General features: G+C 61.3%; 11 protein-coding genes. 9 read left to right on the top strand and 2 right to left on the bottom strand.

Annotated elements, in window-relative coordinates; all coding sequences use genetic code 11:
• Window positions 1–107 precede the first annotated feature (107 nt).
• Entirely contained in the window at window positions 108–2,063 is a 1,956-nt protein-coding gene (locus tag LB525_RS11855; RefSeq protein ID WP_224544756.1) for a glycosyltransferase, read from the top strand.
• Window positions 2,063–3,169, top strand: a complete 1,107-nt coding sequence (locus LB525_RS11850) for a glycosyltransferase family 2 protein (protein WP_224544755.1) — start codon at window positions 2,063–2,065, stop codon at window positions 3,167–3,169. Before LB525_RS11855 ends, LB525_RS11850 begins: the two co-directional genes overlap by 1 nt.
• Before the next feature lie 2 nt (window positions 3,170–3,171).
• Here LB525_RS11850 and epmA read toward each other — a convergent pair whose 3' ends face one another.
• Window positions 3,172–4,212: an EF-P lysine aminoacylase EpmA gene (gene epmA, locus LB525_RS11845; RefSeq protein ID WP_224544754.1), complete on the bottom strand. Its 1,041-nt coding sequence runs from the start codon at window positions 4,210–4,212 to the stop codon at window positions 3,172–3,174.
• Window positions 4,213–4,341: 129 nt separating this feature from the next.
• Here epmA and efp point away from each other — a divergent pair, with 129 nt between their 5' ends.
• The 7 genes from efp to LB525_RS11810 all read left to right on the top strand — a co-directional run bounded on the left by efp (window position 4,342) and on the right by LB525_RS11810 (window position 13,900).
• On the top strand, window positions 4,342–4,911 hold the full coding sequence (efp, locus tag LB525_RS11840; protein ID WP_095767917.1) for an elongation factor P: 570 nt from the start codon (window positions 4,342–4,344) through the stop codon (window positions 4,909–4,911).
• A gap of 372 nt (window positions 4,912–5,283) precedes the next feature.
• Window positions 5,284–7,029 (top strand): type I secretion system permease/ATPase, encoded by a 1,746-nt coding sequence (locus LB525_RS11835; RefSeq protein WP_224544753.1) that lies wholly within the window; start codon window positions 5,284–5,286, stop codon window positions 7,027–7,029.
• A gap of 26 nt (window positions 7,030–7,055) precedes the next feature.
• Entirely contained in the window at window positions 7,056–8,387 is a 1,332-nt protein-coding gene (locus LB525_RS11830) for an HlyD family type I secretion periplasmic adaptor subunit (protein WP_224544752.1), read from the top strand.
• Window positions 8,388–8,537: 150 nt separating this feature from the next.
• A complete protein-coding gene (locus LB525_RS11825) occupies window positions 8,538–9,806 on the top strand; it encodes a calcium-binding protein (RefSeq protein ID WP_224544751.1) in 1,269 nt (422 codons plus the stop codon).
• 447 nt (window positions 9,807–10,253) lie between these two features.
• Entirely contained in the window at window positions 10,254–11,462 is a 1,209-nt protein-coding gene (locus LB525_RS11820; protein ID WP_224529172.1) for a calcium-binding protein, read from the top strand.
• 323 nt (window positions 11,463–11,785) lie between these two features.
• A complete protein-coding gene (locus LB525_RS11815) occupies window positions 11,786–13,288 on the top strand; it encodes a winged helix-turn-helix domain-containing tetratricopeptide repeat protein (protein WP_224544750.1) in 1,503 nt (500 codons plus the stop codon).
• 228 nt (window positions 13,289–13,516) lie between these two features.
• Window positions 13,517–13,900 (top strand): VOC family protein, encoded by a 384-nt coding sequence (locus tag LB525_RS11810; protein WP_224529348.1) that lies wholly within the window; start codon window positions 13,517–13,519, stop codon window positions 13,898–13,900.
• A gap of 336 nt (window positions 13,901–14,236) precedes the next feature.
• Here LB525_RS11810 and LB525_RS11800 read toward each other — a convergent pair whose 3' ends face one another.
• A complete protein-coding gene (locus LB525_RS11800; RefSeq protein WP_224529178.1) occupies window positions 14,237–14,902 on the bottom strand; it encodes an ArsR/SmtB family transcription factor in 666 nt (221 codons plus the stop codon).
• Between the last annotated feature and the right edge of the window lie 90 nt (window positions 14,903–14,992).

Genomic DNA, 14,992 nt, shown 5'->3' with positions numbered 1-14,992 from the left:
GATCACGCCCGCACCCATCCATTGATGCTCACGCACCGTCTGCGGATGCTCACGCACTATCTGCTGGATGCTCATGCACCATCTATTGTTCCATTGCCGCTTGTGCAATGGGCTCAGGACAATCAGGATACCGCGGCCAAACCGTCCAAAGCGACCGGAAGGGGTTCCGATCGCTGGAACAGTGTCTCGTTCTGACGAAATGGGCTTGGCCGCGCGCGCTTCAGCGCCGGGCTAATGGGGGAAGGATGGATTATTTTGTCGACGGAGAGTTTACCCATGACTGGACCTCCCATCACCTGAAGCTTTGGGAGGAGCTTCTCGGCGACAAGGCCGGCACGGCGACGGCTGTGCTCGAAATCGGCTCGTTCGAGGGGCGTTCCGCGCTTTTTTTCCTGCAATTCCTGCCAAAATCCCGCATTACCTGCGTGGATAGCTTCCAGGGCAGCGAAGAGCATCTCGAGCCTGGCTCGAAGCATGAATCTGATATGGCCGAGGTCGAACGACGCTTCGACCGCAACCTCAAGCGCTTCGCCGGCCGGGTCGAGAAACGCAAAGGCCATTCGTTGACGATCCTGCCAGGCCTTGCCGGCGAAGGACGGCTGTATGACGTGGTCTATGTCGATGGCGACCATTCCGCCACCTCCGTTTACAGCGATGCCCGACTGGCCTGGGACCTGCTCGACAATGACGGTGTCATGATCCTGGACGATTACCGGTGGAGGCCGGATCTGCCGATGGCCAGGCGTCCGCAGGCAGGGATAGAAGCCTTCCTGAGCCAGGTCGCCGGGGAATACGAGCGGTTGCACCGGGGCCAGCAGATCGTCATTCGCAAGAGCGAGATCGTCGCGGCCAAGTCATTCACGATCGCCGGCCGCGACATTGACGGGCTCGCCGGCGGCGCGCTGTCGCCGCCGCTGGTCAGCTTCGTCGTCATCAACTGGAATTACGGCGGCTATGTCGGCGCGACGATCGATTCCATACGCAGACAGGACTATCCGCATTTCGAGTGCATCGTCATCAACAACGGCTCGACCGACGACAGCGCGCAGGTGATTGCCCGGCATGTCGAAGGCGATCCGCGTTTCCGGGTGGAGACGCTGGCGCAGAACCACGGCCAGCTCGGCGCCGCGCTGTGGGCTCTGGACAAGGTGAACGGCGGATTCGTCACCTTCGTGGACGCGGACGACGTGCTGTTCGACAACTACGCTTCAACGCACATCCAGGTGCATATGGCATTGCAACGCAGCGTCGGCTTCACTTCGGCCAACGTCGCAGAGATGGACTCGACAGGCACAGCCCTGACGGCCTCGTACCAGCAACTCCGGCTGAACAGACCGGGCGCGCAGCGAGGCCTGCGAGGTGAGCGGACCGTGCTGCGACTGCCGACCGTCTCCCCGTCGCAATACCGGCTCCTCGACGCCAGCACGGCGACCATACCGCGTGCGCACGTCGGCTGGTTCTGGGCGCCGGGCAGCGCCAACATGTTCCGCACCTCGGTCCTGCATCTGCTGCGGTTGGACGATGGCAGCAAACCCTTGATGACGTCGGCCGACGGCTATTTCAATACAATATGCCATGCGGTTGCCGGCAGCGCGTTGATCGACATGCCCTTGTCCGGCTATCGCCTGCATTCAAGCAATTATTTCGCCACCGGCGAAAGCGTGGAGGGCATTCGCACCGGGACCAGGGAATACGCGGCCAAATTGCGGAAATTCACATATGAAAGCGTCAAGTATCTGATCGAAGGAAGCGAAAGGTTCGACTGGCTTTTAGGGGGCGAGTTCTGGCCGGTCGTGGACCGGGTCACACGAGAAAACCCCGACAGGTTGCGCGACTATTTCAGCGACGAGATCGCGGTCGAGATATTCAAGCGCAACGCGCTGCAATTGAGGTCTGTTTTCGGTGCCAGGAGGTTCAGCAGAGAGGTGCTGGCCCGGTTTTCTGGAGCCCAGGCAAGATCCATCCTCAGAGCCGGTTTCGGAGGCCGAATTCCAATGCGCGTCCTCTCGAAATCGCTGTTGCGCGATGTCCGCATCTTTCTGAGGATCGGACGGAAGCGATAATGACCGCGCCGACGATCAGCTTCGTCATCATCAACCACAATTACGGCCAGTATGTCGGCCAGGCGATATCGAGCGTTCTGTCGCAGGATTACGCCGAGCTCGAATGCGCTGTCCTCGACAACGCCTCGACCGACGACAGCCGCGATGTCATCGCGCGATTCGAGAATACCGACCCCAGGCTGGCGTTTGAATATCTGGATGACAACCTGCACCAGATGGGCGCGTTCCTTCACGTTCTGGATCGCCTGGCGGGCGAATTGGTCTGTATCGTTGACGCCGACGATTTCCTGTTCGCGAACTTCGCGGCCTTTCACGCCCAGCTTCATTGCGATTGCCCGATGATCGGCGCCACGTCGGGCGGCGTTCTTGAAACCGATCATGCCGGGCGGCCGCTGTCTTCTGGTTTCGCATGGTTGCTGCATCGCAGAGTGGGCAGCCCCCTTGATCCCGACCGTTCACACTCAGATCACATGATTCTGGGACGACGGGAGCGCGAGCTGCTCGGGCAACAGTCCACGGTGATAGAGCCTCACGAAGCCGGCTGGCACTGGTCGCCTGGTACGGCGAACGTGTACAAGCGGCATTATCTCGTCCGATGCAAGCCATCCCTGGCTGTGGTCGGCAATGCCGCGACCGACAATTATTTCATGCCGTTCGTGCATGCCTTGGCTGGCTCGGCCTGCATAGACCTTCCACTTTCGGCCTACCGAATTCACGGGAGCAACGTGCATGGCGCGCAGCCCTCCTTGCCGAACTTGAGGACATTCAGCAAAGCCGCCCATCAGCGTTCGCGCGTGCGGCGAAGTGCTATGGTGCGCGAACTGGCCTCACGTGCCCGGGATTTTGTGTCGAGCCACGGACGTGCTTTCTGGACCCTGATGGATGCACCCAGCGTGCCGGACGGGATTTCGTTGAAAGCATATTTCAACGACCCTGCAATTCAGGATATTTTGGCCGATCACTTCGACGAGATCCTGGCGGCGTGCGGGGAAGCCGAGACGCGCGAGGCTTTACGCGCTCGCATGGGGCGCAAAGGCTACAAGCAATTCCTGGCCTTGCAAGGTCAGAGAAAATCCCGACCTGACTCAAGGGCCGACGGCGGCTAAGATCACGCCACCGGCGCCCAGATCACATCGTCGACCCTTGCGGCTCCCGTCGCCAGCATCACCAGCCGATCGAAGCCGAGGGCCGAGCCGCTGGCTTGCGGCATGATGGCCAAAGCGGCGAGGAAATCCTCGTCCAGCGGATAGCGCTCGCCATAGACGCGCTCTTTCTCGTCCATCTCGGCGGCGAAGCGGCGGCGCTGCTCGGCTGCGTCGGTGAGCTCGCCGAAGGCGTTGGCAAGCTCGACGCCGCAGCAATAGAGCTCGAAGCGCTCGGCGACGCGCGGATCTTCAGCGCTCGGCCGGGCGAGCGCCGCTTCCGAAATCGGATAGCCGTATAAGATGGTGGCCCGCCCCTGCCCAAGCACCGGCTCGACTTTTTCGACCATCACCCGGCTGAACAGGTCGGCCCAGTTGTCGTCGGGCGCAGTGCGCAGGCCGGCGCGGACCAGTGCCTCGTGAAGGGCGTCGCGGTCGGTGCTGCCGTCGGCCGATACGGTCGCGAGCAGGTCGATGCCGGCATGGCGCAGGAAAGCCTCCGCCACGCTCAGCCGCTCCGGCTCGGCGAACGGATCGGCCTCGCGGCCGCGAAAACGGAAACTCTTGGCGCCGGCTTTTTCCGCGGCGAGCGCCAGGAATTCGGCGCAGTCGGCCATCAGACGCTCAACTGTATCGCCGACGCGGTACCATTCAAGCATGGTGAACTCGGGGTGATGCAGCGGCCCGCGCTCGCGGTTGCGCCAGACCGGGCCGAGGCTGAAGATGCGTTCCTCGCCGGCGGCGAGCAGCTTCTTGCAGGCGAATTCCGGCGAGGTGTGGAGATAGAGCTGCCGGCGCGATGCGTCGGGCCCGATCGCCTCGGTGGCGAAGGCGGCGAGATGCGCCTCGTTCCCCGGCGAAACCTGCAGGGCCGAGGTCGTCACCTCGACGAAATCGCGCTGCGCGAACCAGCCGCGCAGGGCGGCGGCGATGGCATTGCGCGCCATCAGCCGGGGCCGGCGGTCGGCATGAATATGCGGCGTCCACCAGGGCGAAGCGGCGGTCATGGGCAGGAAAATCGCCCGACAGGCTGGCGGTTCGGCGCAAGATGCGCTAGGGCGCACGCGATGGCCGCCGTCGCCGCTTCGCGGAAATCGACGCTTGCAGGCCGAAAAACTCGAACGGGATCGAATATCGTGGTCAAGGTCATCGCCAGTTCCTTACGCAAAGGCAACGTCGTCGATAAGGACGGCAAGCTGTATGTCATCCTCTTTGCCGAAAACATCCACCCTGGCAAGGGCACGCCGGTGACCCAGCTCGACATGCGCCGCATCGGCGACGGCGTGAAGGTCTCGGAGCGCTACCGTACGACCGAAATGGTCGAGCGCGCCTATGTCGAGGAGCGCGAGCACACCTTCCTCTATTCCGACGGCGAAGGTTTTCACTTCATGAACCCGGAAAGCTACGACCAGGTCGTGGCCTCGGAAGCCGTGGTCGGCGACATGGCGCCCTATCTGCAGGAAGGCATGGCCGTGCAGCTCGCGCAGTTCAACGGCGTGCCGATCTCACTGGTGCTGCCGCAGCGCGCCACCTTCGAGGTGGTCGACACCGAGCCGGTCACCAAGGGCCAGACGGCGTCTTCGTCCTATAAGCCGGCGATACTCTCCAACGGCGTGCGCACGGCCGTGCCGCCACATATCTCGGCCGGCACGCGCGTGGTGGTGATGACCGCCGACGGTTCTTACGTCGAGCGCGCCAAGGACTGAGATTTTAGGGCGATTGAAGTGGCTCGCCTGAGCACAGGCGGGCCTGCAATTACACATAGTTGGCTTTTTTGACCCGTATCCGCCAGTTTCGCCTGCGGACGATCGCTTACGCCTCACTTCAGTCCGCGCGAACCACGAATGCCGACACCCGAAAGCTGAAATAGTGTTGGCACCAAAGGCCCGCGCCACCGCATGTGCATCTGCTGATTGCCCAAATACCCAGCGCACGCTGCGTTTTATCAAAGGCAGTTACCCTCCGAACGTTTAGCGAAAGGCGAGGCACGCTTGTATCGCCGCATCATTCCTTTGATGGATTTCAGAGGCCAAAAAGCAAGATAGCGTGCGGCGCGCGGAACGGGCGCGGTCGCCGTCATGCAAATAACCAACAAACAGGCTCCTGCTCTGCAGGCAGTGATGAAAGAGGCCAAACGCGCCATAACGCCGCTCATCTGGTTCAGCGGCGGCATCAATATATTGATGCTCACCAGCTCGTTCTACATGCTTCAAGTCTACCACCGGGTGCTATCCAGCCACAGCGTGGAAACTTTAGCAGCGCTGTCGTTGATGGCCTGCGCGGCGATCCTGACAATGGCAGGGCTCGAAATGGTACGCGCCCGCCTGCTGTCAACCGTAGGCGCCTGGATGAACTCGAGGCTGGCCCCAGTCCTGTTGACCGCGTCAGTAGAGCAGTCGGCCGCCACGCCGGGTCAAGGCAGCACGCGGTCTCTGCGCGATCTCGACCAAGTGCGGAATTTCTTCACCAGCCCGAGCATCTACCCAATCCTCGACGCACCGTGGGCGCCAATCTTCTTCATCGCCATCTTCTTCATGCATCCGTGGCTCGGCTGGTTGGCGCTGGCCGGCGGGTGCGTGTTGTTTGCGCTGGCATTGCTCAACGAACTCACCACCCGCAAACCGCTGACAGAGGCCGGCAACGCGCAGGCACGGGCTTTCACCCAAGCCGAGTCGGCAGTCCGCAACGCCGAGGTCGTCCAGGCCATGGGCATGCTGCGGCCGTTGCTCGACAGTTGGCAAGATCAGCAGGATGAAGCGAGCGCCGGACAAGTCGCCGCCGGTAACCGCGCCAGCGCCATCGCGTCTGTCGCACGTTTCTGGCGGATGGCCTTGCAAATGGCGGTGCTCGGCCTCGGCTCTTACCTGGTGCTGCAAAACGAGGCCTCTCCCGGCATCATGATCTTATCCTCAATCTTGATGGGTCGCGCGCTGGCCCCCGTAGAGCAAGCGATCAGCACGTGGAAGGCGACGCTCGGGGCACGCGCCGCTTACAAGCGTCTTACCGCGTTTGTCGGCCAACGCCCTGAGGCCAAAGCAGTGTGGTCTTTGCCACGCCCACAAGGAAAGGTTGAGGCAGAGAGTATTGTCCTCGCCCGGCAGGGTGGCGGCGAGCCTGTCTTGAAAGGCGTGAGTTTCCAACTCAAGCCCGGTGAAGTGATGGCGCTCATCGGCCCGAGCGCATCCGGCAAGACAAGCCTGGCCCGCGTTCTCGCCGGCGCTTGGCGCCCATCAGCCGGTCGCGCTTTGCTCGACGGCATGGACGTCGCCGAGTGGCCCGCCGAGGACCGTGGTCGGCACGTCGGGTATTTGCCGCAGGACATCGAGTTGTTCGCCGGCACGATCACCGAGAACATCGCCCGCTTCGCGAAGCTCAGTCCCGCGGTCTTCAACAGCGTGATCAAGGCCGCGCAACTGGCGGGCGTTCACGAATTGATCAAGGGCTTGCCGAAAGGCTACGAAACTCAAGTAGGGGATTCAGGCGCATCGCTGTCAGGCGGACAGCGCCAACGAATCGGGCTGGCGCGGGCACTCTACGGCGATCCGACACTCATCATCCTGGACGAGCCGAATTCCAACCTCGATCGCGAGGGCGAAGACGCCCTGATGGCCGTGATCGGCGCGGTCAAGGCGACGGGCACTACGATGATCCTAATCGCGCACCGCCCAAGCATCATGGAGAAAGTCGACAAGGTGCTGGTGCTCAATCAGGGCAGACAAGAATTATTCGGGGCGCGTGACACGGTCTTCAACGAACTCGCCGCCCGCGCCAGGAGAGTGGCCCAGCTGCCCAACACCACTCACGTCACGGCGGTCACGTCATGACCCGCGCAAACCCAGCAGACAACGATATGAACATAGTCGCTCTCCCCCAGCCACTGCCACCCCCGCCGACGTTGCAACCGCTCCGTCTCAGAGCCGTCACGAACGCCGGTTTCTCAATCATGTTCCTGTTCTTCGGCGTGGCCGGCGGCTGGGCGGCCTTGGCACCGCTCGACAGCGCGGCGGTGACGACCGGAGTGGTCAAGGTCGACGGCGACCGCAAACTCATCCAGCATCTCGAGGGCGGTATTATCGCCGAACTGGACGCCGTCAACGGCGATGTCGTCAAGAAAGGCAAAGTCCTCGTCCGCCTCGACCGCACGCAAGCCAAGGCTCAACTGGACTCGATTCAAAACAAGATCGCCACACGCGAGGCGCTCGTCGCCCGTCTCCGGGCCGAACGCGACGGCAAGGACACGATCGAGTTCGACCAGGCATTGCTCGACAACCCGGACCCTGCCGTCAAGGACGCGGTGGCCACCCAACGTGACGTCTTCAACGCGAAGCACCGCAACCTGAAGGACGAGAAGGCAATCCTCGACGAACGCCGCCAGCAGACCGCCGAGCAAATTACCGGACTGCAACAGCTTATCGCGACCGAGGACAAGCGGATCGCGGCATTCGCGAATGAGAACAAAGACCTCGAGACTTTGCTCAGCAAGGGGCTCACCACCCGCGAACGCAACCTGACGCTCACCCAGCAACAACGCCAGACCGAGGGAGAACGCGCCACGAATGTCGCATCGATCGCCCGCGCCCGCAGCTCTATCGCCGAGATCGACATGCAAATCCTCAACCTTACAACTCAACAGTTGAACGAGTCAGTTGACGAATTGAGCAAGGTCGAAGCGGAGCTGTTCGACTTCCGGCAGCAAGCGCGCGCGGCCGAGGATGTCCTCAAGCGCACCGACATCACCGCGCCCGTCGACGGAATCGTAATGGACGTGAAAGTCCACACGGCGGGCGGAGTGGTGAAACCCGGCGACACGCTGATGACGGTCGTGCCGCTCGGCGAGAAGCTGGTTGTCGAGACAATGGTCAAGCCCGAGGACGTCGAGACGATCGCCCCTGGCCAGACAGCCTATGTCAGCTTCCCGGCCTTCGCCAAATACAACCTGCCGCAGCTCAGCGGAGTTGTGGAAACGGTGTCGGCCGATCGATTGGTGGATGAGCGCACGAACGCTCCTTACTTCGCCGCAACGGTGGTGATCGACAAGAGCGAATTGGCCAAGCTTGACGGTCGCAGGCTGCTGCCCGGCATGTCGAGCGAGGCCATGATCAAGACCGGCACCCGCACGGTGCTGGCTTATCTCGCCGAACCGCTCACACAAAACATCCGTCGCTCTTTGCGTGAGAAATAATGCAAACATCAGTGGCTCACGTGCGTATCCATGTCACAACAAGGGAGGGTCCAGATTAAAGACACAAGTCTACACCTCACTCGTTATGTCCATACCCACACTACAGAGTTATAAATCGCACAATTGTGTGTGCAGTAGGGAGGAAATACCGTGGCGAAAAATCAAGTAATTATAACAATCGGCCCCGATTTCTCACTGTCAGCGGCCAGCGTCGACCTGAGCTTGCATAACCACACAGTGCAGCTCGAAGAGAACCCCCCGAGTGCGACAGTCGTCAACGAGTCCGCTTACTTCGCCGGCAGTAACGGCATCGCCTACACCACCGACTTCACCAACCCCACCGGGGATTATCTCCGTGTTTACACCGGCTCGGAATTCTCAGACCGAATGATCGGCGACGATCTCCTCAACCATCTTCTCGGCGGCGGCGGCAACGATTTCATGTACGGCGGCGGCGGTGACGATTGGATTGAAGGCGGTGACGGTAGCGATTCTATTGCCGGTGACGCCGGCGACGATTCCCTCTACGGCAACGCCGGCGACGACACCATCAAAGGTGGTGACGGTAACGACTTTATCAGAGCCGGTGACGGTAACGATATTATCAACGGCGGGGCCGGTGATGACGCCATCTATACCAGTGACGACAGCCAAGCCCACTACTCCCCCGGTGTCGACATAGTCAATGGCGGTGGCGGCAACGATTTTATCAGGGCCGGCCGTGACGGCGGCATATTCAATGGCGACGCTGGCAACGACACCATCACCGGCAGCGAGGGCCAGGACACTATCAACGGCGGGGCCGGCAACGACACCCTCTACGGCGACAACGGCGCTATGAATCACAACAGCACCGACACCATCCACGGCGGTGCCGGTGATGATTATATCGAAGGTGACGTCATGTTTCTCCCGTCCGGCAGAGCTAACTTCCTGTACGGTGACGGGGGCAACGACACCATCGTCGGGTTTATCGGTGACGACACCATCAACGGTGGGGCCGGCAACGACACTATCGAAGGGGGTAGGGCAAATTTCTCGATCAATTCCGGCAGCGACACCCTGACGGGCGGCGGGGGTAACGACACCTTCGTCTTCCACAGCCACACCTTCGTCGCCGGCCAACATGATGTCATCACCGACTTCAAACACGGTGACGATAAGTTCGACCTGAGGGACACTCACGACACCGCGTTCCTGCAAGGCCCCAACTTTGACTCGGCACAGTCGGCTATCGATTATCTCCACGCGCACAATCTCTCTGTCGAGAGTACAGTAGTAAAGGTCATCGACGGTTCTGCCGTCGACCTCGTCAGTTTTAGCGACGACGCCGGCACTCTCGACCTCAACGTGTCGGTAAGCGCGTCGGCGGCGGCGCATATCACACAGGCGGACTTCCTCTTCGGCGCTCTGGTGTAACCTACAGTGAGGGGCGGCGCACAAGTCGCCCCCCAACACCTGATAGTGAGACACACGTATGCGGACAGAGGTAGGGAGTGCGCGGTTTAGAGGGTGCCCGAAGCGGTATCAGAGCCGACCTGGCCGCCTCCATACACCTCGGCCTCGGGCGGCGATAATACAGACGGCTTCCAAATCTCCGACGGGCTCGGCGGCGTGGACAAAGTCTGCTGCCGGGTATGTCGAGCGAGGCCATGATCAAGACCGGCACCCGCACCGTGCTGGCATATCTTGCCGAACCGCTCACGCAAAACACCCGCCGCTCATTGCGCGAGAAATGAAATCTTCGACAGCTCCATACGCATCCGTCTCACAACAAAAGAGAACCCAGACCAAGGACTCATGGTTGTATCCGCAGTGTAGCATCACAACGCGCACAATTTTGTGCGCAACAGGGAGATGAATACCATGACTAAAAAGCCAGTCTTAGTATCAGTCGGCCCGGATTTCTCGCAGTCGACGGCGAGTGTCGATCTGAACCTGCACACCCACACAGTCCAACTCGAAGAGAACATCCCGCCGAGCGCGACAGTCACCAACGAGGCCGCTTATTTCGCCGGCGGGACCGCATACACCACCGACTTCACATACACCGGCACCTGGTTCGGTTCGGCTTTCTCCGACCGAATGATCGGTGACGATCTCACCAACCTATTTTCCGGTGGCCCCGGCAACGATTTCCTCCACGGCGGCGCCAGTGCCGACGCTCTCAACGGCGATGACGGCAACGACTTTATCACCGGCGGGGCCGGGGATGATCTTCTCGACGGCGGTGCCGGCAACGACACGATCAATGGCGGCGCTGACAACGACACACTCCGAGGCGGGATCGACAGCGACGTGATTTACGGCGGCACCGGGGACGACACTATCTACGGCGGCAGCGGGATTCGCCCGAGCGACGGTCAGGATCACACTCCCGGCGACACGAACGACACACTCTACGGCGGTGCCGGCAACGACACGATCTTCGGCAACGCCGGGGACGACTATATCGAGGGCGGTGCCGGCAACGATACCCTCTACGGCGACGACACCGCCACCTCCCCCACCAGCGGTAACGACACCATCCACGGCGGTGCCGGCGATGACGTGGTAGAAGATAGTCGCGGTACCAACACCCTGTACGGCGATGCCGGGAATGACTTGATATTGGGTGGAGACCAGAACGACACCATCTATGGCGGCAGGGGCGCCGACATCATCCTCGGCGGCGCAGGCGCGGACTGGATGTCGGCGAATAACGGCATCACCACCGGGGACGGCGCCCGGGACACCTTCGTCTTCTTCTCGGGCGAATCATCGGCGACCGTTCAGGACACCATCCAGGGATTCAAGCATGGCGAGGATAAAATCGATCTTCATGAATCGCGGCACGTCGCTTTGATCCTTAACGACGCTCCCGGTACTAGCGGAACTTTCGCCTCGTCTCAGGCAGCTCTCGACTATCTTCACGCACACAACATATCCGCCGAAGGAGCAGTGGTGAAAGTCGACACCGGAAGCAGCGGGCTCATTGTCGGTTTCAGCGACGACGCCGGTACAATCGACCTAAACGTGGCGGTGGGCGAGACGGCGGCAGCTCACATCACCGAATCAGACTTCCTCTTCGCGTAGAAAAGTTGCGCCTGTAAAACTTGCAGTGGAGTACGAGCGCCAATTCTCGGTTACTGAGGTCAGCCCTTTTGGAGCGCGGCGCTCCGGCGGGGCGGCTGCGTAATGCCGATAACAGAGAGCCTCCCGACGCCAATCGAGAAGGCGGCTGGTTGCGTGATTGTCCCGCCCTTGAACCGAACCCAAAGGCGGGCATCGGCAGCGCCGGCGCCATGAGCAGAGTTGCGCCATACCAAATTGATGACGCACTTTCCCGGAAAGTTCGCCCTTGGATTTGCGCGGCGCCGGAACTGTTCTGAAATTTCCGAAACGTCTACTATGCCTGCATGCACGGGACTCGCATCGCTTTTGGTCCGTTCGTACTCGACCCCGACATCGGGACGCTCCTTAGAGAGGAGATCCCGGTCGCTGTTGGGCATCGTGGACTGACGCTGCTTGCTGCGCTTGCGGCACGGCCCGGCGAGATCCTGACCAAGGCCGAACTGCTGGACGCTGCCTGGCCGGGAACCGCCGTCGAGGAAGGCAACCTTACCGTTCAAATCGCGACACTAAGAAAGGCTCTCGGTCCGGGTGATAATGGCGGTGAGTGGATCGCCACGGTGCCTCGCGTCGGCTACCGCTTCACCGGGACTGTCAAGCCGGTAGCGAGCGCATCCAGCAAACCGATACCGCCGTCCGGCAAGCCTTCGATCGCGGTGCTGCCTTTTGCCAATCTGGGCGGCGATCAGGACCAGCAGTATCTCAGCGACGGCATAACCGAGGACATAATCACGGAGCTGGCCAGGTTTCGCTCCCTCCTCGTCATCGCGCGCAATTCGTCTTTTCAATTTCGCCATCCGGCAATGGACATTGCCGAAGTACATCGCAAACTCGGAGTTCGCTATCTCGTCGAAGGCAGCATAAGAAAACTCGGTGATCGCATTCGGATCACCACACAGCTGATCGACGCCGCCACCGGCACCCATCTATGGGCCCAACGCTACGATCGGGCCCTTAACGACATCTTCGCGTTGCAAGACGAGGTTGCAGCGCTTATCGCCTCGATGGTCGAAGGGCAAGCGGAGGCGGAATCGGCGACCCGTACCAGACGCAAGCCACCCGCCGATTGGGATGCATACGACTACTACCTGCAGGGGCGCGCGCACTTTTACCGATATGAACTGGAAAAGTCCGAGCCCCTCTTCGTTCGGTCCGTGGATCTCGATTCGTCGTTCGCTCAAGCCCACGCCTTCCTCGCGCAGGCCCTCGTCGGCAGATTTTGGTACGACAATGATCCGCGGACGCTAAAGAAGGCCTGGGACTCGGCACGGACGGCGCTCTCTCTCGACAGAAGCGATGGCGTCTGTCACCAGAGCATGGGGCTGGTGCTTACACACATGCGCCAGCATAGCGATGCAGGAGTGCATTTTGAGCTCGCGCGCTCGTTGAACCCGCTAGACGTGAATATAGCGGGGGATTACGCAAGCTGGCTCAACTACGGCGGACGGGCCGAGACGGCACTCAACGTGCTCGAAACCGCGCTCCTGCGCGAGCCGTTACCTCCGGTGTGGTTCTGGGAGGTGAAGGGCAGCTCTCTGTTCCTGCTTGGAAGGTACTCGGAAGCTGTCGCTTCGTATCGGAAGGCCGGTGACCAATTCTTCATCCATGCCTTCCTCGCAGCGTCATACGCACATTTGGGCGAGATGGAGAAGGCGCGCGCTGAGGTTGAGGAAGCACTGACAAGGAAACACGAGCTGACCATCCGGCTGATTTCAGGTCTCCCGTTCACCGATCAAGTCGCCCTTGAGCTTTTCACGTCAGGCTTCAGAAAGGCCGGTTTTCCCGTGTGAACGTATCTACGATCCCAGCCTATCTCGATTTTTGGTAAATACGCGGACGATCCTGATGCCCCGCAGGACAGCAGGTCCGCCTGCAACCAAGCGAGCCACGGTCAGCACGGTTGCCCGCCGTCTGGATGTTAGGCTCTCACCCGAAGCGATAAGGAGATCCTGCCCGCGATGACAGATACAAAGTGGGTGACCTTGGCTCCAAAGCCCGGCTTGGCTAGACTTCGAAAGATGCTGGACGCCATTCACCACGTCGCGCTTATCTGCACCGACTACGATCGATCGCGACGGTTCTATGTCGAGCTTCTCGGCCTGGACCTGATCCGCGAGGTCTATCGGGAGGAGCGGCAGTCCTGGAAGGCCGACCTGCGGATCGGGTCCGCCCAGCTGGAATTGTTTTCCTTCCCTGCCCCAGCGCCGCGGCCGTCTTATCCAGAGGCGACAGGGCTGCGGCACTTGGCATTTGCTGTGGGGAACCTCGACCTCGTAGTTGCGCGCCTGGAGGCCGCCGGCGTTGCCGTAGAGCCAATCCGGATCGACCCATATACGGATCGGCGCTTCACCTTCTTTAGCGACCCGGATGGATTGCCTTTGGAACTCTACGAAGCGCAATAAAGTGCCGTTTATACGACAATCTGGGTATCGCACGACGGAACCATTCGGCACTTCGGGGGCGGAGCTGGGTTTCGAGTCAGCCGATCCAGGCAAAGACCCGACAACCGAGCCGGACCTGATGATGCTGTGGAACGTCCTGGACTTGACGCCGGAAGGTTGCGGGACCGACTGGTACCCGAAGGTCACCTACTAAGCGGTCGAGATGGTTGGCCAGGAGTCTGGCGTTGCGGAAAAGGGTGGAGACCTGCCAATCCGCTCACGGCTCCGCTTAAGGCATCGCGATGCTGCCATCAAGGGTCTGCAACTGGCGCTCAGTGGCACGTCGGCGGGCCATCATCAGGCCGCCCCTTCCACCGGCAGGCCGGCCGCCTTCCATTCCGGCATGCCGTCCTCCAGCCGGCGCGCCGCATGCCCGACCGAACGCAGCGCGGCCACCGCTTCGAAGGACATCACGCACCACGGGCCGCGGCAATAGGCGACGATTTCGCGGCCGATAGCGGCGTCGGCTGACCAGGCCCTGACTTTCCCCAGCGGGACATTGATGGCGCCCGGCACATGGCCGAGCGCGAACTCGTCCGCCGGACGGACGTCGATCAGTGTCACCAGACCGTCGCGCATCAGCCTCTGAAGCTCGTCGCGTGTGACCGGCTGCATGTCGTCACGCGCATCGAAATAGCCGCGCACGATGCGGTCGACCTCGGCGAGCTGCCGCTCGGCGACGCCGCGCACAGCGGCGAAGGCGGAAAGCACGCTGTCATCGGCCAGCGAATAATGCACGAACTTGCCGTCGCGCTCGGCCGAGACGATGCCGGCGCGGCGCAGCGCCTGCAGATGCTGCGAGATGTTGGCGACGGGCCGGCCGAGCTTCGCCGCGAGCGCCTCGACGCTGCGCGCGCCTTGCGCCAGATGCTCGATCATTTCCAGGCGCAGTGGATGCCCGAGCGCCTTGGCGACGATCGCGAACTGCTCGTACAGCGCCTGTTTCGGATTGCGGATTGACATCGACCTTTCTGCCGTCATTCAATGGAATAATTGAATGACGGTTTCGACCATTGCTGTCAAGCAGAGCGGCTCCCCGGGGCGCAGCCGCTC

It is taken from the genome of Mesorhizobium sp. CA16, assembly GCF_020165175.1.
Lineage (GTDB): Bacteria > Pseudomonadota > Alphaproteobacteria > Rhizobiales > Rhizobiaceae > Mesorhizobium.
The sequence above is the reverse complement of the archived record's forward strand: the minus strand, read 5'-3'. Positions and strand labels throughout refer to the sequence as shown.